The following is a 23,968-nucleotide window of genomic DNA, read 5'->3' on the forward strand; positions in this document are numbered from 1 at the left end:
GCTCAGCGATTGCCGCCGCGGTTGCCACCGCCACCGCCGCCACGGTTGCCGCCGCCACCCGGGCGACCGCCACCGCCGCCGGGACGACCGCCACCGCCACGGTTGCCGCCCGGACGCGGGCCGCCACCGGCACGGTTACCGCCGCCGCCGCCCGGTCGACCGCCGCCGGCGCGATTGCCGCCGCCGTCGAAGCGCGCGCCGGGCGCGCGATTGCCATCCGCGCGACCCGGGCCCTGGCCCGGCGCGCGGTTGCCGCCGGCGTTGCCACCGCGACCGGCCGGACGTCCGGCGCCGCCGCTACGGTTGCCCGTGCTGTTGCCGGCCGCGTTGCCGCCACCGGTGCGGCTGTCGCCCGCGAACCACGTGCGGATCGACGGGAGTTCCTGACCCGGTGCCACGCGACGCGAACGACCGCCCTGGCCACCGGCGCCACGCTCCGGACGCGCGACGTTGCCGTTCACTTCGCGACGCGGACCGCCGCCGCCCTGACCGCCGCGACCGCCCTGACCACCACGGCCACCGGGGGCGCCCTGACGACCACCCCGGCCGCCGCGCGGATTGTCGTCGCGCAGGCGATCGAACGCGGTGAGCTCGCGGGCTTCGTCGTGACGCGCGGAACTCCATGCGCCTGCCGCGCGTCCGTCCGGACGGTATTCCGTGACGTGGCGCGGTGCGCGGCGCTGGTGCACCACGGCGCTGAGCGTGAGGACCGGCGCGGGTGCGCCGAGACCGGCGCGCTCGCGGAGTTCCTTGATCGCGGTTTCGTCGAGCGATTCGCAATCGCCGCGGCGCAGGGCGCGCGGCAGTTCCACGGTGCCGTAGCGGATGCGCTTCAGGCGGCTGACGAGGAAGCCCTGCGAATCCCACAGGCGGCGGACTTCGCGGTTGCGGCCTTCGCGGATCGTCACGCGGAACCAGCTGTGGCTGCCGCCGCGGCTGATGACGGCGATCTCGTCGAAGCGCGCGGGGCCGTCTTCGAGCTCCACGCCGGCCTTGAGGCGTTCGATGACTTCATCGGGCACTTCGCCGTGCACGCGGCACAGGTATTCGCGCTCGAGGCCGCTCTTGGGGTGCATCAGCGCGTTGGCGAGTTCGCCGTCGGTCGTGAGCAGGAGCAGGCCGGTGGTGTTGATGTCGAGGCGGCCCACGGCGACCCAGCGCGCGCCACGCAGGCGCGGCAGCTGTTCGAACACGGTGGGACGGCCTTCGGTGTCCTCGCGGGTGGTCACCACGCCTTCGGGCTTGTGGTAGACCAGCACTTCCGCGTCGCTGCGGTTGTCGGTGGCGACGACGAACTGCTTCGCGTCGAGCACCACGCGATCGCCGGCGTGCACGCTGGCGCCGATCGTGGCGACCGTGCCGTTCACTTCGACTTCGCCGGCCTGGATGCGCTGTTCGAGCATCCGGCGCGAGCCGAGTCCGGCGTTGGCGAGCACCTTGTGCAGGCGTTCTTCGAGCTGCGGGGTGGGGGTGTCGGTGGCATCGCCACCGCGCTTCAGTTTGAGCAGGGATCGCTGGGGCGCATTCATGCGCGTGACTCCTCGGTATCTTTCTCGGCGTCGTCTTCGACGTCGCCCTGGGGGTTCTCTGCCTCGTCGGCAGTGTGGGAAGCCGCGGCGACATCGTCGCCGTCTGGCAGCTGGTTCGCGGCGTCGACGGTATCGCCCTCATCGGGCGTCGTCTTGGCGGCGGTGTCTTCGATCGTCGCGGGCGAGGCCGCGACATCATCGGTGTCTGGGGTATTCGCGGGGCTTTCGTCGTCGTTCGGCACGTCCGGCAGCGCGACCCGCGCCGAGAGCGGAACCCCGTCGCCTTCGAGGCGCATCTGCGGGTTCAGTTCTTCCAGGTCGCGGATTTCGGAGAGCGGGGGCAGGGCGTCGAGCGACTTCAGGTTGAAGTAGTCGAGGAAGGTGCGGGTGGTGCCGAACAGCGCGGGCTTGCCCGGGACGTCGCGGTAACCCACCACGCGGATCCATTCACGTTCTTCCAGCGTCTTCACGATGCTGGAGGACACCACCACGCCGCGGATCTGTTCGATCTCGGGGCGCGTGATCGGCTGGCGGTAGGCGATGAGCGCCAGCGTCTCGAGGAGGGCGCGCGAATAGCGGCTGGGCTTCTCGGCCCACATGCGCGACACCCACCCGTGCACCTCGCGGCGTACCTGGTAACGCCAGCCCGACGCGACTTCCAGCAGCTCGACGCCGCGACCTTCGCAATCCGCGGCCAGCGCATCCAGCGTCTGCTTCAGTTCGTCCGTACCGACCTCTTCGTCCTCGCCGAAAATCGCCTTCAGCTGGGCGATCGTCATCGGCTGGGTCGACGCCAGCAGCGCCGCTTCCACGATGGGTTTGAGTTGTTCGGGATGCATAGGCCCTATGTGTGCCGCGCGCTCATGGCGCGGATCGGTCGGTTCGTGACGGGGGAAGGTCGCTCCCGCGACGTCCCCGGTGTCGTGCCCCTCGTGGGGCCGTCAGGCGAGCGCTTCTTCCGGCGCGGCCTCCGTGTGGATCTTCGTCTTCAGGTAGATCGGCCCGAGGGCTTCTTCCTGCACGATCTCGACGAGCATTTCCTTCGCCAGTTCGAGCATGGCCAGGAACGTGACCACGACGCCGAGCCGGCCTTCACTGATGTCGAACAATGTCTCGAAGCGGCGGAACCCGTGCGTTTCGCTCAGCGAGCTGAGCAGGTCGCCCATGCGCTGGCGGACGCTGAGCGGCTCGCGCTGGATCGCGTGGTGCGTGAACAGATCGGCACGGTTGAGCACGTCCTTGAGCGCGAGCAGCAGTTCCTTCAGGTCCAGCGGGGGTGGCACGCGTACCACGTTGTGCTCGCCGACGAAGGCATGGACCACGGTGGTGTCGCGTTCCAGTCGCGGCAGTTCGTCGATATCGGCCGCGGCTCTCTTGAAGCGTTCGTATTCCTGCAGGCGACGGACGAGCTCGGCGCGGGGATCGTCCTCGACGCCTTCCTCGGCCGGCGGCCGGGGCAGCAGCAGCCTGGATTTGATCTCCGCGAGGATCGCGGCCATCAGCAGGTATTCCGCCGCCAGCTCCAGCCGCATCACCTCGCGCATCATGTCGATGTAATCCATGTACTGCCGGGTGATTTCGGCGACAGGGATGTCGAGGATGTCGAGGTTCTGCCTGCGGATCAGGTAAAGCAGCAGGTCCAGCGGCCCTTCGAACGATTCGAGGATGACTTCGAGCGCGTCCGGCGGGATGTACAGGTCCTGCGGCATCTGCAGCACGGGCTGCCCGCGCACGAGCGCGAGTGGCATTTCCTGCTGCTGTGGGATACCCGCGAAGGCACCCTGCGATTTTTCGACCACCTGGACTTCGGTTGTCTCGTTAGTCATCGGCACACGTCAGAAGGGTCGCGAGTGCGACCGGGAACGCAACAATCGATGCCGTCCGGCGGCTGTACCGCCACCTCGCCCGGCACGCCACGCATCGTCGCCGACGAGCGAAAGGCATGCCCCAGGACACCCCAGGAGGGTCACCGTATGTGAAGGAACGTCGGGAGCAGAGCGCGGCCGGTCCTCGTGAAACGGACCGGTGAGGGCGCGACGCCCGAAAAAGTTCACCCGATTGACATACAGGGTATCGCCTGCGCCTGCGCAAGTCCAGCGGCGGGTCCTCCCGGGGCCCCGACGTTACGGCACAATACACGTCATGCAGCAGGCTCCGCGCGCCATCATCCACGTCGACATGGACGCCTTCTACGCGTCCGTGGAAGAGCTGGACGATCCCTCGCTCGTGGGCAAGCCGGTGATCGTCGCCGGCCTCGGTCGGCGCGGGGTGGTCTCCACCGCCAACTACGAGGCGCGCAAGTACGGCGTGCGGTCGGCGATGGCGACGTCGGAGGCCCGCCGGCGCTGCCCGGACGGCGTCTACATCTATCCGCGCCACGACCGCTACGCGGCGATCTCGGAGGTCGTCTTCGGCGTGTTCGCCGAGGTGACCCCGATGATCGAGGGCCTGTCGCTCGACGAGGCCTTCCTCGATGTCACCGCCAGTCTGCGGCTGTTCCACTCCGTGGAGGCGATCGGGCGCCGGGTGAAGGACGCGATCCGCGAGCGCACGGGCCTGAACGCCTCCGTCGGCATGGCGCAGAACAAGCTCCTGGCGAAGCTGGCGAGCGAGCTGTCGAAGCCGGACGGATTCCTCGCGATCGCGCCGGACCAGGTGCGCGGCTACCTGGATCCGCTCCCCGTCGGGCGCATGTGGACGGTGGGCAAGGTCGCCGAAGAAGCGCTGCACAAAGTCGGCATCCGGACCATCGCCGATCTCATGCAGGCGGACGACTGGCGACTGAATCGCGCGGTCGGCGAGCGACATGCCGCCCAGCTGCGCCAGCTGTGCCGTGGCGATGACCGGCGGCCGGTGGTGACCGACGCGCCCGAGGTGTCGATCGGCTCGGAGTGGACCTTCGAATACGACCTCGAGGACCTCGGCACCGCCGAGGCGTGGCTCCTGCGTCAGTGCGAGAAAGTGGGCGCCCGCGCGCGTGCGCGGGGTGTCGAGGCGCGCACCGTTTCCGTGAAGCTTCGCGAACCGCCCTTCGTCACCCACAGTCGCCAGGCCCAGATGCCGGTGACCGGAAACGCCACGCCGGACATCTACGCCGTGGCACGACGTTTGCTTCAGGTCTGGTGGAACCAGCATCCCCGCCCGAGGCTTCGCCTGCTGGGCGTGACGCTGTCGGGCTTCGATGCGCGGCGCGGCGACGAGCAGCAGGACATGTTCGCCACGCCCGCGACGGATAAGCGCTCCGACGGCGTGCAGGACATGATCAACGGGCGCTTCGGCGCCGGGGCGCTGGTTCGCGCGGGTGTGCTGAAGACGCGCGGCAGCGAGTGAACGCTTTCGCTGGTAAGCGGAACCTCGACCTGCGCTAATGTGTCCGTTTGTGACACGGAACGTAAGCTTCGCGAGGTGTGACCATGGCGGTCACGACAGGCAGGGACGGGATTTCGGGTTGGATGGAGGACGTGATGTCGAGTGACAAGGACGACGCGCATACGCGCTATCGCCATGCGCGCATGCGGGTACAGACCGCGGTGCTCATGAGCCGTGGCGGCGAGGCGCACCCGACGGATCTGGTGGACATTTCGGCCACCGGCGCGTTGCTGCGGCGCCCGCTCGGCTGGCGGGGCGAGCCCGGCCAGACCTGGATCCTCGACATGATCTTCGGACACGACCTCCACATCCATCTGGAGGCCTCGGTCGCGCGCGTCTCCGCGCGCCAGATCGGCATGGCCTACACCCTCATTCCCGAAGACAAGCAGGCCTCGCTGTGGGAACTGCTGGGTGGGTATGCCGATACGCTCGAGGCCTGGCAGGACGAATAGCGCCGATGTGCCGTGGATCGAGTGGGAGCGCGCTGGCGCGCGATGGGGCTTGCGGCAAGCCCCGATCGCGGCCTCTGTCAGGCCCTGGCCTTCTTCCGCTCTTCGTCGCGCAGTTCGCGACGCAGGATCTTGCCCACGTTGGTCTTGGGCAGCGCGTCGCGGAACTCGATCTGCTTCGGGCGTTTGTAGCCCGTGAGGTTCTCGCGGCAATACTCCTTCAGCGCTTCGACGGTCAGCGCCGGGTCCTTGCGCACCACGAACAGCTTCACCACTTCGCCGGAGTGCTCGTCGTCGATGCCGACGGCCGCGACTTCGCCCACGCCGGGGTGGCGCATGACGATGTCCTCGATCTCGTTCGGGTACACGTTGAAGCCCGAGACGAGGATCATGTCCTTCTTGCGGTCGACGATGTAGACATAGCCGTTGGCGTCCATCTTCGCGATGTCGCCCGTGCGCAGCCAGCCATTCGCGTCGAGCACCTTCGCGGTCTCGTCGGGGCGGCCCCAGTAGCCCTTCATCACCTGCGGGCCCTTGATGCACAGCTCGCCCGCTTCACCCACCGGCAGCACCGTGCCATCGTCGGACCAGATCTGTACGTACGTCGACGGAATGGGCAGACCGATGGAGCCGTTGTATTCCTTCAGGTCGAGCGGATTGATGCATGCAGCCGGGGAGGTCTCGGTCAGGCCGTAGGCCTCGGCAAGCGTGACGCCGGTCGTCTTCTTCCAGCGCTCGGCCACGCTGCGCTGCACGGCCATGCCGCCGCCGAGCGACAGGTGCAGGCGCGAGAAGTCGAGGTCCGCGAAACCCGGCGTGTTGAGCAGGCCATTGAACAGGGTGTTGACGCCCGTGATGGCGGTGAACTTCTCTTTCGAGAGCTCCTTCACGAAGCCCTTCATGTCGCGCGGGTTGGTGATCAGGAGGTTCATCGCGCCCATGCGCGTGAACACCAGTCCGTTCGCCGTGAGCGAGAAGATGTGGTACAGCGGCAGCGCCGTGACGATGATTTCTTCGCCCGCCGTGGCCGCGCCGCTGATCCAGGCGTCGGCCTGGAGCATGTTCGCGATCATGTTGCGGTGGGTGAGCATGGCGCCCTTGGCCACGCCGGTGGTGCCGCCGGTGTATTGCAGGAAGGCGATATCGTCGTGGCCCACGTCCGCCACGGGGATCGTGTGCGCCTTGCCGCGCGCGAGGGCGTCCCTGAAGCGGGTTTCCTTCGGCAGGCTGAACGGCGGAACCTCCTTGCGGATGTTCTTCACCACGAAGTTGATGATGTTGCCCTTCGGGAAGCCGACCATGTCGCCGACCGCCGTGGTGATGACGTGGTCGACCTTGGTGCCGTCGAGCGACTTCTGCGCGGTGGCGGCGAAATTGTCGAGCACCAGCAGCGCCTTCGCGCCCGAATCTTCCAGTTGGTGATGCAGTTCGCGCGCGGTATACAGCGGATTCGTGTTCACTACCGTCAGACCGAGACGGAGCGCGCCGAAGAGGGCGATCGGGTACTGCAGCAGGTTCGGCAGCATGATCGCGAAGCGGTCGCCCTTCTTCAGGCCGAGCTCGCCGGAGAGGAAGCCCGCGAAGGCGCGGGAGAGCTCGTCGACTTCGCCGTAGGTGAGCACCTTGCCGAAGTTCGAGAACGCGGGGCGGTCACGAAATTTCTCAAAGGACTCTTCGAAGACGGCCGCCACGGAGCGGTACGCGTTGACGTCGATGTCGGCGGGGATGCCGGCCGGGTAGTGGTCAAGCCACGGACGCTCAATGCTCATGAATCGGACGCACTCCAGAAGGTAACGTTCGCGCGACGCCCTCGTCCCGCGATCGAGGCATTGGAGCATACGCTCGCGTATAGCGGCAAGCCGCATTGCAACGCAAAAAGCAAGGACAAAAACGGCATGATGAAGGTCGCTTCCCTCACGATGTTCCTGGTGCTCACCGCGCTGGCCGGCTGTCGCCATGCCCCCGACGAACAGCGCGTCCGCGACGCCATCGGTGCGACCGCGGAAGCCGCCGAAGCGGCGAAGGCGGGGGATACGGTCGAAGCGCTCACGGAGGATTTCGACGGCAACGGCGGTCAGCTCGACCGGCGGTCGCTGGCGAACCTCGTGCGCATCCATGCCGTGCGCGGGCAGAAGGTGCACGTGCTGATGGGGCCGGTGGATGTCGAACGTCGTGGCGAGCGGATGATCGCGACGTTCACCGTGACGCTGACGGCGGGTGCGGGCGTGCTGCCCGATAACGCGGGGGCCTATTCGGTCGAGACCGGATGGCGGAAGGAGGGTGGCGAGTGGCGGTGCTTCACGGCGAGCTGGAAACGCGCGCTCTGATCCTGGCTCCCACCAGACCATGAAAAAAGCCCCGGTTTCCCGGGGCTTTCTTATCAGGCGGCCTTGGCCAGCTGACGAAGCACGTACTGCAGGATGCCGCCGTGGCGGAAGAACTCGCGTTCCTTCGGCGTCAGCAGCAGCACCTTCACGGTGAACGACTTGACCGAACCATCGGCACGCGTCGCCGTGACGGTGGCGCGCTTCGACTCGCCGCCTTCCAGGCCGGTGATGTCGAACGTTTCGTCGCCGGTGAGGCCGAGCGTCTGCGCGTTCTCGCCTTCCAGGAACTGGCAGGGCAGCACGCCCATGCCGACCAGGTTGGAGCGATGGATGCGCTCGAAGCTCTCGGCGATCACGGCCTTCACGCCCAGCAGCAGCGTGCCCTTGGCCGCCCAGTCGCGCGACGAACCCGTGCCGTATTCCTTGCCGGCCATCACAACCAGCGGGGTGCCGTCGGCCTTGTACTTCATGGCGGCGTCGTAGATCGCCATCTGCTCGCCGGTCGGCACGTACTTCGTGTAGCCGCCTTCGACGTTGTCGAGCATCAGGTTCTTGATGCGGATGTTGGCGAACGTGCCGCGGACCATCACGTCGTCGTTGCCGCGACGCGAGCCGTAGGAGTTGAAGTCCTTCGGCTCCACGCCCTTCGAGATCAGGAAGCGGCCTGCCGGGCTGTCCTTCTTGATCGAGCCGGCCGGCGAGATGTGGTCGGTGGTGATCGAGTCGCCGAAGATGCCCATGGCGCGCGCGCCGTGGATGTCTTCGATGGTGCCGGCCTCGGCGGACATGCCGTCGAAGTAGGGCGGGTTCTTGATGTACGTGGAATCGTCCCAGGCATACGTCTGGCCGTCCGGCGAGGCGATCTGGTTCCAGCGGCTGTCGCCCTTGAACACGTCGGCATAGGCGTCCTTGAACATCTCCGGGTTGATCGCGGTGGCGATGAGGTCGGAGATCTCCTGGTTGCTCGGCCAGATGTCCTTCAGGTAGACCGGCTGGCCATCGCTGCCCGTGCCGAGCGCGTCCTTGGTCAGGTCGATGTTCAGCGTGCCGGCGAGAGCGTAGGCGACCACCAGCGGCGGCGACGCCAGGTAGTTCATCTTCACTTCGGGATGCACGCGACCTTCGAAGTTGCGGTTACCCGACAGCACCGACGCCACGGCCAGGTCGCCCTCGGCGATGCCCTTGCTGATTTCCGCCGGCAGCGGACCGGAGTTGCCGATGCAAGTGGTGCAGCCGTAACCGACGACGTAGAAGTTGACCTTCTCCAGTTCCTCGAGCAGGCCGGTCTTCTTGAGGTATTCGGTGACGACGAGCGAGCCCGGTCCGAGCGACGGCTTGACCCACGGCTTCGACGTCAGGCCACGCGCGGCGGCCTTCTTGGCGACGAGGCCGGCGGCGAGCATCACGGCCGGGTTGGACGTGTTGGTGCACGACGTGATGGCGGCGATGACCACCGAGCCGTCGTTGATGCGGAAGTCCTTGCCGTCCTTGCTGACCAGCACGCCTTCGTCGTTGATGCCGTTGGCTTCGTTGCCGATGGCCGTGCCGCCGCCTTCGTTGCTGAAGCGGGTGACGTCACCGTTGCGCACCTTGCGGTTCGCGGTGAGCGGACCGACGACGTCGAGGAAGCTCTGCTGCACGCCTTCGAGCAGCACGCGGTCCTGCGGGCGCTTCGGGCCGGCCATCGACGGACGAACGTCGGCGAGGTCGAGCTCGAGCACGGTGGTGAACTCCGGCTCCGGCGAGTTGGCGTCGTGCCACAGGCCCTGCGCCTTCGCGTAGGTCTCGACCAGCTTGATCTGCGCGTCGTCGCGACCGGACAGGTGCAGGTAGTTCAGGGCTTCCTGGTCGATCGGGAAGATGCCGCAGGTGGCGCCGTATTCCGGGGCCATGTTGGCGATCGTCGCGCGGTCGGCGAGCGGCAGGTTCTGCAGGCCATTGCCGAAGAACTCGACGAACTTGCCGACGACGCCGAGCTTGCGCAGCATCTGGGTGACGGTCAGCACGAGGTCGGTGGCGGTCACGCCTTCCGGCAGCTTGCCCGTGAGGCGGAAGCCGACGACCTGCGGGATCAGCATGGACGACGGCTGGCCGAGCATGGCGGCTTCGGCTTCGATACCGCCCACGCCCCAGCCCAGCACGCCGATGCCGTTGATCATCGTGGTGTGCGAGTCGGTTCCGAACACGCTGTCCGGATAGGCGAAGGATTCGCCGCCTTCCTCATTGACGAACACGACGCGCGCCAGGTTCTCGAGGTTCACTTGGTGGACGATGCCCGTGCGCGGCGGCACGACCTTGAAGTTGTTGAAGGCTTTCTGGCCCCAGCGCAGGAACGAGTAACGCTCCTGGTTGCGCTCGAATTCGATCTCGACGTTCTTCTCGAGGGCGGATTCGGAACCGAAGGCGTCGACCTGCACCGAGTGATCGATGACCAGTTCGGCGGGCGCCAGCGGGTTGATGCGGTTCGGGTCGCCGCCGAGCTTCGCGACGGCGTCGCGCATGGCGGCGAGGTCGACCACGCAGGGCACGCCGGTGAAATCCTGGAGGACGACGCGGGCGGGCATGAACGAGATCTCGGTGTCCGGCTCGGCCTTGGCGTCCCAGTTGGCGACGGCCTCGATTTCCTTCGCCGTGACGTTCACGCCGTCTTCGTGGCGGAGGAGGTTCTCCAGGAGGATCTTCATCGAGAAGGGCAGGCGCTTGATGTCGAATTTTGCGCCGAACTTGGCCAGGCTGGCGATGCTGTGGCGCTTGCCGTTGACTTCGATGCTGTCTCGTACCGAGAACGAGTCTTTCATGCTGTACTCCTGGCGTGACGTTCTTTGCTGGGGAGGCCGGGCGACCGGTGATGGGCCGTCCAAAGGCGTCGATTATCGCGCAGTCTGCCGTCGCAGTGCGACCGTCGTGAGACCGGTCCCGGCTAGAATGCCGGTTCGATGGGGCTGGCCGCGCGAATTCGGGCGGCAAAAGGATGAGGGCGGCGGCGCATGGGCGCAAACGTATTTGATGGCATGCAGCGTTCGATGATTTCGATGGCGCTGTCGTCGGTGTCGCTGCGCGACCTCGCCCTGGTGCAGGCCGTGGCGCGTGAAGGTAGCTTCAACAGTGCCGCGCGGGCCATGTACATCAGCCCGTCGGGCCTCTCCCACCAGGTACAGAAGGTCGAGCAGGCCCTGGGCGTGCCGCTGTTCGAGCGCGGCGGGCGACGCGTGGCGCCGACCGCCAGCGGGCAGCGCCTGCTCGGCTATATAGAAGAGGTGCTGGCCTCGGCCGAGCACCTGGAGCACGCGGCCCGGGCCGGCGATGTCGCCTTCGGCGGCGAACTGCGCCTCGGCGTGCCCTCCACGCTGGGCCCCTACCTGCTGCCCCATTTCATCGAACCGTTCCCCCAACGCTTTCCGGGCGCGCGCCTGACCATCTCCGAGGGCAAGCCGCGCGGGCTGCTGCGACGCCTGCAGGAAGGGGAGCTCGACGCCGTGCTGGCCCCGCCGACCGCGACGGTCACCGGGCTGGACGCGACCGACCTTTTCTTCGAGCCTTACGAGCTGCTGCTGCAGCGCGGACACGCGCTCGCGGGGCGCCCGTCCGTCGCCTTGTCCGAGCTGGACGCCGCGGACGCCACGCTGATGACGGAGAGCCACGGCAACGGCATGTCCGACCTCGGGATGACCGGGTCGGCGCGTCCGGAGCGCATCCAGGACCTCAGCCTCGAGAGCCTCGCGACGCTGGTGGCGCTGCGCGGCGGCTACACGCTGGTGCCGATCCTCGCCCACGATCGCCTCGGTTCGATTCCGAACGTGGTGCTCGCGGCGGTGGAGGGTGCGCGGCCGGGACGACACATTTCGCTGTTCTGGCGCAGCGCGACACCCTGGCGGGAGGACCTGGCGCGGTTCGGCGACCTGCTGCGCGCGCTGGCCGAGGCGATTCCGGGGCTGGACGCGGCCGGCCAGGGATAAAAGGGTGGGAGCCAGCAGGCTGGCTTCCACCAGAGCCATCAGCCGCCGTTGTCGAGCGTCGAGCCCGTGAGCAGCCCGCGCGCGAGCATCGCGCACTGCTTGCGCGAGATCAGCAGCTGCCACTGCCTGCCGCCGATCTGATGCCAGAGCACGGCGGAACGGACCGACGCCAGCAGCGCCGCGCGCACGCGGTCGACATTGGCCTTCTGCTGTAGATGCGTCGGATTGCCCGTGACCATCACGCGGGGCTTCAGCGTGGAGAGCGTGGACGCGTAGATTTCGGCCAGCCGCGCGGAAACGTTGGGATGGCCGAGTCCGAAATGCTCGACCTGCCGCTGCGTGGCGACGATCCCTTCGCGAAGGCGATCGAGCAGCCCGCGGTTGCGCGACAGCGAGCGCTCCAGGCGCAGCACGGTGATGGCCATGCGCATCACGGCGACGTCGCGCGTCTGGTCCTCGAACTGATCGACCAGCGTACGCAGGCCGCGCCGCACGCCCGACACGCCGCCGTAGACACCGGACACGGAGTCGGCGTCGATCCGGAAGACGCTGGAGAGGCTGGCCTCGTACTGGGTTTCGTCGCAACGGCCGTCGGTGGCCAGCTGCTGGGCGAGGGCGACCCCCTGGAAGACGCCGGCCAGGGCGAGGACGCGTTCTTCGTTCATGCGGAAAGCTCGAAAGGAAAAGGGTGGCGCGGCGTCGTCATGACAGGCCGCCGTAGGGCGCGTCGGTCGTCGCGATGACCGCGCCGCCGAGGCAGACGTCGCCGTCGTACAGCACCACGGACTGGCCGGGCGTGACGGCGCGCTGCGGTTCGTCGAACGTGACGTGGAGCATGTCGGCGCGTACGTCGACGGTGCATGACTGGTCGGCCTGACGGTAACGGGTCTTGGCCGTGCAGCGGAAGGACAGGGCGGATGGTTCGCCCGCGACCCAGGTCGCCTCGGTGGCGACGAGGCGCGTGGACTGCAGCCAGCGGTTCTCGCCCCCCTGCGCCACGATCAGCGTGTTGGTCGCGACGTCCTTGCCGACGACGTACCACGGCTCGTTCGGTGCGTCGGCGCGACCGCCGATGCCGAGGCCGTTGCGCTGGCCCAGCGTGTAATACATGACGCCCTGGTGCTCGCCGATGGTGCGGCCGTCCGGATCGACCATCGCACCGGGTTTCGCCGGCAGGTATTGCGACAGGAACGCGCGGAAATCGCGCTCGCCGATGAAGCAGATGCCGGTGGAATCCTTCTTGGCATGCGTCGGCAGCGCCGCTTCGCGCGCCATCTCGCGCACGAGCGGTTTTTCGATCTCGCCCACGGGGAACAGCGTGGCGGCGAGCTGCTTCTGACCCAGCGCATGCAGGAAATAGCTCTGGTCCTTGGCGGCATCCACCGCGCGCAGCAGGCGGTAACGGCCCTCGTGAAGGTCGACGCGGGCGTAATGGCCCGTCGCGATCTTTTCGGCGCCAAGGGCCTGCGCGTGATCGAGGAACGTCTTGAACTTGATCTCGCGATTGCACAGCACGTCGGGGTTCGGGGTGCGCCCCGCCGCGTATTCGGCGAGAAAGTACGCGAAGACCCCGTCCCAGTACTCGCCCGCGAAATTGCGCGCGTGGAACGGGATGCCCAGCCGGCCGCACACGGCCACGGCGTCCTTGCGGTCGTCATCGGTGGTGCAGGGGCCCGAGCGGTCGTCCTCTTCCCAGTTCTGCATGAACATGCCCTCGACCTCGTGCCCCGCCTGCTGGAGCAGGAGGGCCGCGACCGAGGAGTCGACGCCACCGGATACGCCGAGGATCACTTTCACGCGCGGGCTCCGGGCAGCAGGCTCGACACGACATCGAGCGGCAGACGGCGTCCGTCGAGCCACGCGTCGATCGAATCCAGCACGAGCGGCGTGCGCAGGCGCGTGCCCAGCGCCTCGATCTCGTCGCGACGCAGCCAGATCGCCCGGCGGATGCCGGTATCGAGCGGCAGGGAGGCGTCGTGTGACAGCACATGTCCGGCAAAACCGAAGCGCAACACCTGCTCGCCGTGCTCCGTGCTCACCCACTGCCAGACGCCGATGAAGGCATCCAGCGCCACGTGATGGCCGGTCTCCTCCAGCGTCTCGCGAACGGCGGCGGCCTGCAGTGTCTCACCCGGATCCAGATGACCGGCTGGCTGGTTGTAGGCGAGCCGGCCGCCGATTTCCTCTTCCACGACGAGGAAGCGGTCCCCGCGCGCGATCACGCAGGCCACGGTCACCCGTGGGCACCAGACGGTTTCAATGGCGGAAGTCGGCTCGGGCATCGGCTTTACGGCGTAGGTGGCTCTGGAAAAAGGCATATTGTGCCATTACCTGTGGAAATCGACCGGCGAGACCAGCCGATTTCCGGTGTATAAACGAATCGCGTACCGAAGGTTCCGAATTAATGTCCCAAGAACACGAACACGATCAGGAAAGCGACCGAGGACACGGACTTGCCGTCGAGACATCCCGTCCCGAAACCGCACGGCCGCCGCTTTTCCAGGTCGTCCTGCTGAACGACGACTTCACGCCCATGGATTTCGTGATCGAGGTCTTGCGCAGTTTCTTCGGCATGGATCAGGAGCGGGCGGTGCAGGTCATGCTTCATGTCCACACGCGTGGCAAGGGCGTCTGCGGCGTATTCACCCGGGAGGTGGCAGAAACCAAGGTGACCCAGGTCAACGAGTACTCACGGTCTCATCAACACCCACTGTTGTGCACTATGGAAAAGATGTAGCCGATCCCCCATCTGGAGTTCATGCGGCAACAACAGGGGCTGGCCCCCGCCGCCCACAGCTATCGGAGACGGTCCGTATGTTCAGCAAGGATCTCGAAGTCACCATTGGGCATTGCTACAAGCAGGCCCGGGAACAGCGCCACGAATTCATGACGGTCGAGCACCTGCTGCTTGCCCTGACCGAAAACACCTCAGCCCTGTCCGCCCTGCGGGCATGCGGCGTCGATCTGCCGCGCCTCGCGGCGGATCTCCAGCGGATCATCGCCGAAACCGTGCCGGTGCTGCCGGCCGGCGACGAGCGCGACACGCAGCCCACGCTGGGCTTCCAGCGCGTGCTCCAGCGTGCCGTTTACCATGTCCAGTCCTCGGGCCGTAAGGAAGTCACCGGCGCCAACGTGCTGGTGGCCATCTTTGGCGAAAAGGACTCCCACGCCGTGTACTTCCTGCACCAGCAGGAAATTACGCGCCTGGACGTCGTCAATTACATTTCCCACGGCATCGCCAAGATCGGCGACGAGTCGGCCGCCGCGGCGCCCAACGTCGAGCGTGACGGCGAGGACGGCGGGGAAGGCAAGGGCAATCCGCTCAGCGAATACGCCTCGAACCTGAACGAGCTGGCCATCCAGGGCAAGATCGATCCCCTGATCGGCCGCCAGGACGAAGTGGAGCGCACCATCCAGGTCCTCTGCCGCCGCCGCAAGAACAACCCGCTCTACGTGGGCGAGGCGGGCGTGGGCAAGACCGCGCTGGCCGAAGGTCTCGCCAAGCGCATCGTCGAAGGTCAGGTCCCGGAAGTGCTGGAAGACTGCACGATCTGGTCGCTCGACCTCGGTGCGCTGGTCGCCGGCACGAAGTATCGCGGCGATTTCGAGAAGCGCCTCAAGGCCGTGATCGGCCAGCTGAAGAAGCAGCCGAACGCCATCCTGTTCATCGACGAGATCCACACGATCATCGGGGCGGGCTCGGCGTCGGGCGGCACGATGGACGCGTCCAACCTGATCAAGCCGATGCTGGCGTCGGGCGAGCTGCGCTGCATCGGCTCGACCACGTTCCAGGAGTTCCGCGGCGTGTTCGAGAAGGACCGCGCCCTCGCTCGCCGCTTCCAGAAGATCGACGTCGTCGAGCCCACCGTGGCCGATTCCATCGAGATCCTGAAGGGCCTGAAGACGCGTTTCGAAGAGCATCACTCCGTCGAATACACGGGTGAAGCGCTGCGCGCGGCGGTGGACCTCTCGGTCAAGCACATCCCTGACCGCCTGCTCCCGGACAAGGCCATCGACGTGATCGACGAGGCCGGCGCCCGCCAGCGCCTGCTGCCGGAAGACGAGCGCACCGGCAAGGTCGACGTCCCCGAGATCGAGTACATCGTGGCCAAGATGGCACGCATCCCCGCCAAGCAGGTCTCGGCGTCGGATCGCGACGTGCTGCGCAATCTCGAGCGCAACCTGAAGATGGTGGTGTTCGGTCAGGACGCCGCGATCGAAGCGCTGGCCTCGTCGATCAAGATGGCCCGCTCGGGTCTCGGCGACCCGTCGAAGCCGATCGGCAGCTTCCTGCTCGCCGGCCCCACGGGCGTCGGCAAGACGGAAGTCACCCGGCAGCTCGCGATGCAGCTCGGCATCGAGATGGTGCGTTTCGACATGTCGGAATACATGGAAGCGCATTCGGTCTCGCGCCTCGTCGGCGCCCCTCCGGGCTACGTCGGCTTCGACCAGGGCGGCCTGCTCACCGAGCAGATCACCAAGCATCCGCACTGTGTGCTGCTGCTCGACGAAATCGAGAAGGCCCATCCGGACGTCTACAACATCCTGCTCCAGGTCATGGATCGCGGTGTGCTGACGGACACGAACGGTCGCGAAGCGAACTTCAAGAACGTGATCATCGTGATGACCACGAACGCGGGTGCGCAGCTGGCCTCGCGTCGCGGTATCGGCTTCGTCAAGCAGAACCACACGCTGGACTCGATGGAAACCATCCGTCGCCTGTTCACACCGGAGTTCCGCAACCGCCTCGACGCCATCGTGCAGTTCAACGCCCTCGACTTCGACCATATCCTGCGCGTGGTCGACAAGTTCCTCATCGAGCTGGAAGCCCAGCTCGCGGAGAAGAAGGTGGCGGTGGACGTCACGCCGGAGGCGCGTCGCTGGCTGGCCGAGCACGGCTTCGACCCGCAGATGGGTGCCCGCCCGATGGCGCGTGTGATCCAGGACAAGGTCAAGCGTGCCCTGGCGGACGAGCTGCTCTTCGGCAAGCTGGCCGATGGCGGCAAGGTGACCCTGTCCGTCGACGGCGACGAGTTGCACGTGGAAACCGAGTCGGCGGAGCCGGCCACGGCGGAAGCCTGAGTAAACCGGTGGGCCCTTCGGGGCCCACCGTCACGAAGACACAAAAAAAGCCGCGGCATGGCCGCGGCTTTTTTCATGTTCCGGCGAAGCCGGCGCGGGACGCGCCTTACTTCATACGGTACGTGATGCGCCCCTTCGTGAGGTCGTAAGGGGTCATTTCGACCTTGACCTTATCGCCCGTGAGGATGCGGATGTAATGCTTGCGCATGCGACCGGAGATATGGGCGGTAATGACGTGCCCGTTCTCGAGCTGCACGCGGAACATGGTGTTGGGCAGGGTCTCCTGGACCGTGCCTTCCATTTCGATGACGTCGTCTTTTGCCATGTGTTCCGGGTCGGATGAACGGCCGGAGTGGCCGCATAAGTCCCCTATTATGGCATAGGGGCGGAGATCAGGCCACCCGCTGGCGCAGGTGGGGCGGTGCGCGTCAGGCGAAGTGCTCGTCGAGCTTCTGCCGGATTTCGTTCTCGATCATGCCCTTCATGGGCGAGAGCAGCATGCCGAGCTCGGCGGTCACGTGGACATCGGCCGGCGACACGGCGATCGCACCCTTCACGCCCGAGCGGGCGAACTGAAACGTGTCGCCCTGCCAGCCGCCTTCGGTGCCGAGCTTTTCGTTCATGCGCGCGGCCACCTTGTCGACCACCGCGCGGGCTTCCGCGATCGTCTTGCCGTGCGGGCGTCGGATGTCGATCTTCGCCATCGGGGCGTCCTCGTCGCTGGAAAAGGCGGGAGTCTAGCAGCGGACGGAACGCATCGTGTGGACACCTTTGCGTTCAATCAGATACCTCACTCTGCTAAAGTCGCGTCGTCAACGTCCCGGTTCCTCCATGCGCATCGAATTCGTCAGCTCGGCTCGCGGTGATTTCCACTGGTCACGACCCGTGCTCACGATCGGTCGCGGGGACGACAACGACCTCGTCGTCTCCGAACCCCAGGTCGCTCCCCGGCACGTCACCATCCAGCGCGACCGCCGCGGGATGGTCCTGTCGGTCGAGGCCGGCGTGGGTCGCGTCTACGTCAATGCCCGGCCGGTGCGCGAACGCGCCCTGCTGCGCGCCGGCGACAGCCTGTCGCTCGGCGACTGCCGCATGCTCGTCCGCGACGATGCCGACCTCGACGCGCGCGACACGGCGCTGCCCACGGAATCGCGCTGCACGGTGGCGTTGCGCCCCGTGGCCGGGCCGCTCTCCGGTCGTGTCGTGGCCTTGGGTGATCGCCTCGAACTCGGCTCGACGCACGGTGCGCTGCCGCTCGAATTGCCCGGTAACGATCCCGCGCTGATGGTCCTGGCGTGGGACGACGGCGAACTCGTGCTCGACGCCTCCCGCGTGCCGGCCCGCCACGCGGTGCGCGTGAACGGCATCAAGACGGTGCGGGCGTCGCTGCAGCCGGGCGATCAGGTCGGCATCGCGGCGCATCGCTTCATCGTCGACGGTCCGGGTTGGGTGGCCGAGCCGGTCGTGACGGTTCCGGAACCGGAGCCGGACGACACGCAGGAACCGGCCGAGCCGCCACGCGGCGACGTGTGGTGGCTGATCCTCACCGCGGCGCTACTGGCTCTCGGCATCGCCGCGGTGCTCTTCGTCCATTTCTGAGACAGTTCGCCGCCTTCGTCCTGCCCGAGCTGCGCGCATAATGGATGCCTCTTTCGACGTGGAGGCAGGCGTGAGCAGAGCGTGGAATTTCAGTGCCGGACCGGCGGCGCTGCCGGAGGCGGTATTGCGCAGGGCGCAGAGCGACCTGCTCGACTGGAACGGCTCCGGGGCGTCCGTGATGGAGCTTTCGCATCGCGGGAAACGCTTCATGGAACTCGCGGCGGCGACCGAGCAGCGGTTGCGCCGACTCATGGGCATCCCGGATCACTACAGGGTGCTCTTCCTGCAGGGCGGCGCCACGCAGCATTTCGCGCAGATCCCCATGAACCTCGCCTCGCGAGAAGGGTCGGCCGATTACATCGTCACAGGTGTGTTCAGCCGGAAAGCCGTCGCGGAGGCCGCCTTTCACGTGCGGGCGAACGTCGCCGCGACCTCCGAGGCCAGCGACTTCCGTACGTTGCCGCCACGGGAGGAGTGGACGCTCGATCCGCGTGCGGCGTACGTGCATTACACGCCCAACGAAACGATCCGCGGTCTCGAGTTCCACGACATCCCCGACGTGGGCGATGTGCCGCTCGTCGCCGACATGTCGTCGAATATCCTCGGCGCGCCTCTCGACGTGTCGCGCTTCGGGATGATCTACGCGGGTGCGCAGAAGAACATCGGCCCGTCGGGCCTCGTGGTGATGATCGTCCGCGACGACCTGCTGGCACGGGAGACGCAACCCATCGCGAAAATCCTGCGTTACGCGGAGCAGGCGAAGAACGATTCGATGCTCAACACGCCCAATACGTGGGGCTGGTATCTCGCCGGGCTCACGTTCGAGTGGATCGAGGCGCAGGGCGGCGTCGCCGTCATGGGCGAGCGCAACGCGCGCAAGTCGGCGCACGTGTACGCGGCGATCGACGGCTCGGACGGTTTCTACCGTAACGACGTTCAGCGCGATGCGCGGTCGCGGATGAACGTGTCGTTCGTATTGCACGATGCCGCGCTGGATTCGGTGTTTCTGAAGGCATCCGAAGACGCGGGATTCATCGGTCTCAAGGGTCACAAGGCCATCGGCGGCATGCGCGCCTCGCTGTACAACGCGGTGTCGGAAGCGGCTGTCGACGAACTCGTGAAATTCATGCGGGACTTTGCGGCGCGGCACGGTTAAAGTCGGAGGTCGCCGCACCGCAACATGATGGTCGCGGCGGTAACCGTTTCATCTGCAACCACTTTTTCAGCCGCTGGAAGTCCATGAGCAAGACCCCCGCCGATAAACAAGCCACGCTGACGGAGGCGCGTACGCGCATCGACAGCATCGACCAGCAACTGCAGTCGCTGATCAGCGAGCGCGCCCGCTGGGCGCAGCAGGTCGGCCGGGCCAAGGGCCCGCTGAAGGCGGCGGTGGAGTATTACCGACCCGAACGGGAAGCCCAGGTCCTTCGCGGCGTCATCGACCGCAACGATGGCCCGCTGCCGGACGGCGAACTCGTGCGTCTGTTCCGCGAGATCATGTCGTCGTGCCTGTCACAGCAGCAGCCGCTGAAGATCGGCTTCCTCGGTCCGGAAGGCACCTTCAGCGAACAGGCCGTGCGCAAGCACTTCGGTCACGCCGCTTACGGGCTGCCACTGGGCAGCATCGAGGAGGTCTTCCAGGAAGTTGCCGCCGGCAACGCGGATTTCGGCGTGGTGCCGGTAGAGAACTCCGGGCAGGGCATGATCCAGATGACGCTCGACATGTTTCTCGTGTCGAAGGCGACGATCTGCGGCGAAGTGGAACTGCGCGTCCACCAGAACCTGCTCTCGCTGAGCGGCGAGCTGAAGGACGTCAAGCGCGTCTACTCGCATCCGCAGTCGTTGCAGCAATGCCAGGGCTGGCTCCGCGTCAACCTGCCGCACGCCGAACGCATTCCCGTGTCGAGCAATGCCGAGGCCGCGCGCACGGCGCGCCTGTCGCCGGAATCGGCCGCCATCGCCGGCGAGAGCGCCGGTCGCGTGTACGGTCTGAAGACCGTGGCCGGGCCCATCGAGGATCGCTCGGACAACACCACGCGTTTCCTCGTCATCGGTCGCTCGATCTTTCCGCCATCCGGCAACGATCGCACCTCGCTGCTCGTGTCGGTGCGCGACAAGCCGGGTGCGCTTTACGACGTGCTGAGCCCGCTCGCGAAAGAAGGCATCAGCATGAACCGCATCGAATCCCGTCCGGCCCATACCGGCAAGTGGCAATACGCGTTCTTCATCGACGTGTCGGGCCACGTGGACGATCCTTCCCTGCAGTCCGCCCTCGAGGCCATGAAACCCGCCGCGGCCGATGTGCGCGTGCTCGGCTCCTACCCCGTCGCCCTCCCATGAACACAGCGTTCGACGCAGCCACGCTCGCCAACCGGGCGACGTCGGCACTTCGCGCCTACGATCCCGGTCACGACCTTCCCGCGCTGCGCCTGCGATTCGGCGCGGTCCTTTCCGAACTCGGCTCGAACGAGAATCCGCTCGGGCCGAGCAAGCTCGCCATGCGCGCGGCGACGCGCGTGCTGGAAGACATCTGGCGCTATCCCGATCCCCTCGGCGCGTCGCTGAAGGCGAAGCTCTCGAGCGAACTCGGTGTGCCGGTCTCCGGCATCACGCTCGGCAACGGCTCGCATGAATTGCTGATGCTGATGGCGCAGTGCTTCGCGGACGCCGAGCATCCGGTGGTGCATTCGCAATTCGGCTTCGCGGTGTTTCCCATCGCCGCGGCCGCGGCCGGCGCGCGTTCGATCGCGGTGCCGGCCCTGCCGGCGGATCACCCGGACGCACCCTACGGGCACGACCTTCCGGCGATCGCCGCGGCGGTGACGGACGACACGCGCCTCGTCTACCTGGCGAACCCGAACAATCCGACCGGCACCTGGTTCACCGACGCGGCGCTCGAGGCGTTTCTCTCGACGATTCCCGCGCAGACACTGGTCGTGGTCGACGAGGCGTATCACGAATACGTGGACGCCGAAGGCCTGAGCTCGGGCCTGCATCTGCTGACGCGGTATCCGAACCTCATCGTCACGCGCACGTTCTCGAAGGCGTACGCGCTCGCCGGCCTGCGCATCGGCTACATGCTCAGCCATCCGTCGGTGGCGGCGGTATGCGAGCGCCTGCGCGAGTCGTTCAACGTGAACGGCGTGGCGCTCGCCGCGGCGGAAGCGGCGCTCGGCGACCACGAGCACCGCGCGCGCGTGCGCGAAACGAACCGACGCGACCGTGCGTGGCTGGCCGGGGAACTTACCGCGCGCGGCCTGCGCGTGCTGCCGTCGCAGACGAACTTCGTGCTCGTGGACCTGGGGCGGGACGCCGCCGCGTTCGAGGCGCACCTGTTCGAACGTGGCGTGATCGTCCGTCCCATGGGCGGTTACCGCTTGCCGCACACCGTACGCGTGAGCGTGGGTAGCCGCGCCGAACTGGAACGTCTGCTGGAGAACCTGCCATGACCCGCCTCGACTGGATCAGCGAACCGGCGGATACCCCGCTCCTCGGTGAGGTCGTGGTGCCCGGCGACAAATCCGTATCGCACCGCGCACTGATGTTCGGCGCGATCGCCGACGGCGTGTCGCACATCCGCGGTTTCCTCGAAGGCGAGGACACGCGTGCCACGGCGGCGATCCTCGGCAAGCTCGGCGTGCGCTTCGAAACGCCGGCGCCGGGAGAGCGCGTGGTACATGGCGTCGGCCTGCACGGACTGCGCGGCACGACCGAGCCGCTCGACTGCGGCAACGCGGGCACGGGCATGCGCCTCCTCGCGGGCCTGCTCGCCGGACAGGCGTTCGACTCGGTGCTGGTAGGCGACGAGTCGCTCTCGCGCCGGCCGATGCGTCGCGTGACGGACCCGCTGACGACGATGGGTGCGCTCATCGATACGCAGGACGGCCGGCCGCCGCTGCGTATCCATGGCGGCAGGGCGTTGCGCGGCGTGACCTACCAGTCGCCCGTCGCCAGCGCGCAGGTGAAGTCCGCCCTGTTGCTCGCGGGCCTCTACGCCGAAGGCCCGACCGAGGTCGTCGAGAGTCACCCGACACGCGACTACACCGAGAGCATGCTCAAGGCGTTCGGCTGGCCCATCGATTATTCGCCCGGGCGCGCGCGCCTCGAGGGCGGGCACGCGCTGAAAGCGGTGGATGTCGAGGTGCCGGCGGATATCTCGTCGGCCGCCTTCTTCATCGTGGCCGCGTGCATCGTGCCGGGATCGCACGTTCGCCTGCCGGGCGTGGGTCTCAATCCGAGGCGCACCGGCCTGCTGGCGGCACTGGAACTGATGGGCGCCGACATCGCGGTGGAGAACGAGCGCCGCAGCGGCGGGGAGGCCATCGGCGACCTCGTCGTCAGGTACGCGCCGTTGCACGGCGTGGCGCTGCCGCTCGACATCGTGCCCGACATGATCGACGAGTTCCCGGCGCTCTTCGTGGCGGCGGCCGTTGCCGACGGCATGACCACGATCCGCGGCGCGGCGGAACTCCGGGTCAAGGAATCCGATCGCATCGCCGCGATGGCCAACGGCCTGAAAGCCTGCGGCGTGATGATCGACGAGCTGCCCGACGGCGCCATCATTCGTGGCGGCACGATCGCCGGCGGCGGCATCGACAGTCATGGCGACCATCGGATAGCGATGAGTTTCGCGATCGCCGGCCTCGTGGCGTCCGGCCCGATCACGATCGGCGACTGCGCGAACGTGGCCACGTCGTTCCCGGGCTTCATGGACCTGGCCAACACGACCGGCTTCCGTCTGCACACCGCCGTCTGACGACAAGACCCCGGCTGGCGGGCTACGCTTGGCGTTCCCGCAGCCGGACATCGCCATGGCCGAGAAGATTCCCCCGTTCGTCGTCGTGGTGCCCGCGCGCTACGGTTCCACCCGGCTTCCGGGCAAGCCGCTGCTGAAGATCGCCGGTGAGTCGATGATTCGCCGCGTGGCCCGCCAGGCCACGCTGGCCGGCGCCGCGCAGGTGGTGGTGGCGACGGACGACGACCGCGTCGCGCGCGAACTGCGCGGCTGCGGCGACGACGTCCTGGTCTGCATGACCCGGCCCGATCATGCCTCGGGCAGCGACCGCATCGCGGAGACGGTGGACAATTTCGGCTGGCCCGAGGACACGATCGTGGTGAACCTGCAGGGCGACGAACCCTTTGCACCCGCGGCGGGCATCCGGGCGGTGGTGGCGACGCTGGCCGGCGACGACGCGCCCATGGCGACGCTGGCGACACCGATCGACGACGCGGCCGAGCTGTTCGATCCCAACATCGTCAAGGTGGTGCGGGGCGGCAACGGCCGGGCCCTCTATTTCACGCGCGCGCCGGCGCCTTGGGCGCGGGACGCATTCGCGCACGATCGGGGAGCGTTGCCCCACGGCGTGCCCTTCCTCCGCCACATCGGCATCTACGCGTACCGCGCGGCGTTCCTCCGCCGTCTCGCGGCGCTGCCGCGCACGCCGCTGGAGCAGGCGGAGTCGCTGGAGCAGTTGCGGGCCCTCGAACACGGCTACGCCATCTCCGTGCGGCCCACACCCGAGCCGTTCCCGCCGGGCATCGACACCGCGGAGGACCTGCACCGGGCCGAGCGCTGGCTGGCCGGGCAGGGGAGCGGCCTGTAGGGGGAATCCCGCGCGATATCAGTCGCCGCCGAGGTATCGACGCGGCCTGCGCCG

22 protein-coding genes are annotated in these 23,968 nt (G+C 67.3%); 12 read left to right on the forward strand and 10 right to left on the reverse strand.

Annotated features, from left to right (window positions below):
- Positions 1-2 precede the first annotated feature (2 nt).
- From BMX32_RS11575 to BMX32_RS11585, 3 genes are all read right to left on the reverse strand, one after another.
- Entirely contained in the window at positions 3-1,529 is a 1,527-nt protein-coding gene (locus BMX32_RS11575) for a pseudouridine synthase (protein WP_089979029.1), read from the reverse strand.
- Positions 1,526-2,368, reverse strand: coding sequence for an SMC-Scp complex subunit ScpB (scpB, locus tag BMX32_RS11580; protein ID WP_089979032.1), 843 nt, complete (start codon positions 2,366-2,368; stop codon positions 1,526-1,528). Before scpB ends, BMX32_RS11575 begins: the two co-directional genes overlap by 4 nt.
- Positions 2,369-2,470: 102 nt before the next feature.
- The gene (locus BMX32_RS11585) at positions 2,471-3,277 is read right to left on the reverse strand and encodes a segregation and condensation protein A (RefSeq protein WP_211664236.1); all 807 of its coding nucleotides are present in this window, start codon (positions 3,275-3,277) and stop codon (positions 2,471-2,473) included.
- A gap of 394 nt (positions 3,278-3,671) precedes the next feature.
- Between BMX32_RS11585 and dinB the strand changes: the two genes are divergently transcribed.
- Complete coding sequence (gene dinB / locus BMX32_RS11590; RefSeq protein WP_089979038.1) at positions 3,672-4,859, forward strand: DNA polymerase IV; 1,188 nt, start codon at positions 3,672-3,674, stop codon at positions 4,857-4,859.
- A gap of 134 nt (positions 4,860-4,993) precedes the next feature.
- Complete coding sequence (locus tag BMX32_RS11595) at positions 4,994-5,350, forward strand: PilZ domain-containing protein (RefSeq protein ID WP_089980249.1); 357 nt, start codon at positions 4,994-4,996, stop codon at positions 5,348-5,350.
- A 77-nt stretch (positions 5,351-5,427) separates the two neighbouring features.
- Here BMX32_RS11595 and BMX32_RS11600 read toward each other — a convergent pair whose 3' ends face one another.
- A complete protein-coding gene (locus BMX32_RS11600) occupies positions 5,428-7,116 on the reverse strand; it encodes an AMP-binding protein (RefSeq protein WP_089979040.1) in 1,689 nt (562 codons plus the stop codon).
- Between the two features lie 126 nt (positions 7,117-7,242).
- On the opposite strand from BMX32_RS11600, the gene BMX32_RS11605 reads away from it, so the two are divergent.
- A complete protein-coding gene (locus BMX32_RS11605) occupies positions 7,243-7,674 on the forward strand; it encodes a hypothetical protein (protein WP_244511511.1) in 432 nt (143 codons plus the stop codon).
- 53 nt (positions 7,675-7,727) lie between these two features.
- Here the strand turns inward: BMX32_RS11605 and acnA are convergent, their stop codons facing one another.
- Entirely contained in the window at positions 7,728-10,472 is a 2,745-nt protein-coding gene (gene acnA / locus BMX32_RS11610) for an aconitate hydratase AcnA (RefSeq protein ID WP_089979043.1), read from the reverse strand.
- Between the two features lie 213 nt (positions 10,473-10,685).
- On the opposite strand from acnA, the gene BMX32_RS11615 reads away from it, so the two are divergent.
- On the forward strand, positions 10,686-11,630 hold the full coding sequence (locus BMX32_RS11615; RefSeq protein ID WP_089980255.1) for a LysR family transcriptional regulator: 945 nt from the start codon (positions 10,686-10,688) through the stop codon (positions 11,628-11,630).
- A gap of 38 nt (positions 11,631-11,668) precedes the next feature.
- Here the strand turns inward: BMX32_RS11615 and hflD are convergent, their stop codons facing one another.
- The 3 genes from hflD to BMX32_RS11630 are packed head-to-tail and all read right to left on the reverse strand — an operon-like array spanning position 11,669 to position 13,912.
- Positions 11,669-12,295 (reverse strand): high frequency lysogenization protein HflD, encoded by a 627-nt coding sequence (hflD, locus tag BMX32_RS11620; RefSeq protein WP_089979046.1) that lies wholly within the window; start codon positions 12,293-12,295, stop codon positions 11,669-11,671.
- A gap of 37 nt (positions 12,296-12,332) precedes the next feature.
- The gene (mnmA, locus tag BMX32_RS11625) at positions 12,333-13,427 is read right to left on the reverse strand and encodes a tRNA 2-thiouridine(34) synthase MnmA (protein WP_089979048.1); all 1,095 of its coding nucleotides are present in this window, start codon (positions 13,425-13,427) and stop codon (positions 12,333-12,335) included.
- Positions 13,424-13,912 carry an NUDIX hydrolase gene (locus BMX32_RS11630; RefSeq protein ID WP_089979051.1) on the reverse strand — a complete coding sequence of 163 codons (489 nt, stop codon included), beginning with the start codon at positions 13,910-13,912 and terminating at the stop codon, positions 13,424-13,426. Before BMX32_RS11630 ends, mnmA begins: the two co-directional genes overlap by 4 nt.
- Before the next feature lie 122 nt (positions 13,913-14,034).
- Here BMX32_RS11630 and clpS point away from each other — a divergent pair, with 122 nt between their 5' ends.
- A complete protein-coding gene (gene clpS / locus BMX32_RS11635; protein WP_089979054.1) occupies positions 14,035-14,367 on the forward strand; it encodes an ATP-dependent Clp protease adapter ClpS in 333 nt (110 codons plus the stop codon).
- 77 nt (positions 14,368-14,444) lie between these two features.
- Positions 14,445-16,712: an ATP-dependent Clp protease ATP-binding subunit ClpA gene (gene clpA / locus BMX32_RS11640; RefSeq protein WP_089979056.1), complete on the forward strand. Its 2,268-nt coding sequence runs from the start codon at positions 14,445-14,447 to the stop codon at positions 16,710-16,712.
- 106 nt (positions 16,713-16,818) lie between these two features.
- Here the strand turns inward: clpA and infA are convergent, their stop codons facing one another.
- Both infA and BMX32_RS11650 read right to left on the reverse strand, forming a co-directional pair.
- Positions 16,819-17,037 carry a translation initiation factor IF-1 gene (gene infA / locus BMX32_RS11645; protein WP_019466733.1) on the reverse strand — a complete coding sequence of 73 codons (219 nt, stop codon included), beginning with the start codon at positions 17,035-17,037 and terminating at the stop codon, positions 16,819-16,821.
- Between the two features lie 103 nt (positions 17,038-17,140).
- On the reverse strand, positions 17,141-17,416 hold the full coding sequence (locus tag BMX32_RS11650) for a polyhydroxyalkanoic acid system family protein (protein WP_089979059.1): 276 nt from the start codon (positions 17,414-17,416) through the stop codon (positions 17,141-17,143).
- 127 nt (positions 17,417-17,543) lie between these two features.
- On the opposite strand from BMX32_RS11650, the gene BMX32_RS11655 reads away from it, so the two are divergent.
- The 6 genes from BMX32_RS11655 to kdsB all read left to right on the forward strand — a co-directional run bounded on the left by BMX32_RS11655 (position 17,544) and on the right by kdsB (position 23,914).
- The gene (locus BMX32_RS11655; RefSeq protein ID WP_089979061.1) at positions 17,544-18,311 is read left to right on the forward strand and encodes an FHA domain-containing protein; all 768 of its coding nucleotides are present in this window, start codon (positions 17,544-17,546) and stop codon (positions 18,309-18,311) included.
- A gap of 70 nt (positions 18,312-18,381) precedes the next feature.
- Complete coding sequence (gene serC / locus BMX32_RS11660; protein WP_089980259.1) at positions 18,382-19,467, forward strand: 3-phosphoserine/phosphohydroxythreonine transaminase; 1,086 nt, start codon at positions 18,382-18,384, stop codon at positions 19,465-19,467.
- An 83-nt stretch (positions 19,468-19,550) separates the two neighbouring features.
- Entirely contained in the window at positions 19,551-20,651 is a 1,101-nt protein-coding gene (gene pheA / locus BMX32_RS11665; RefSeq protein WP_089979064.1) for a prephenate dehydratase, read from the forward strand.
- A complete protein-coding gene (hisC, locus tag BMX32_RS11670) occupies positions 20,648-21,760 on the forward strand; it encodes a histidinol-phosphate transaminase (protein WP_089979066.1) in 1,113 nt (370 codons plus the stop codon). The genes pheA and hisC overlap by 4 nt, the downstream gene beginning before the upstream one ends.
- The gene (gene aroA / locus BMX32_RS11675; RefSeq protein WP_089979069.1) at positions 21,757-23,067 is read left to right on the forward strand and encodes a 3-phosphoshikimate 1-carboxyvinyltransferase; all 1,311 of its coding nucleotides are present in this window, start codon (positions 21,757-21,759) and stop codon (positions 23,065-23,067) included. Before hisC ends, aroA begins: the two co-directional genes overlap by 4 nt.
- Positions 23,068-23,122: 55 nt before the next feature.
- Positions 23,123-23,914 (forward strand): 3-deoxy-manno-octulosonate cytidylyltransferase, encoded by a 792-nt coding sequence (gene kdsB, locus BMX32_RS11680; protein WP_089980262.1) that lies wholly within the window; start codon positions 23,123-23,125, stop codon positions 23,912-23,914.
- The last annotated feature ends 54 nt before the right edge of the window (positions 23,915-23,968 follow it).

This window comes from Luteibacter sp. UNCMF331Sha3.1 (assembly GCF_900109915.1).
Taxonomy (GTDB): domain Bacteria; phylum Pseudomonadota; class Gammaproteobacteria; order Xanthomonadales; family Rhodanobacteraceae; genus Luteibacter.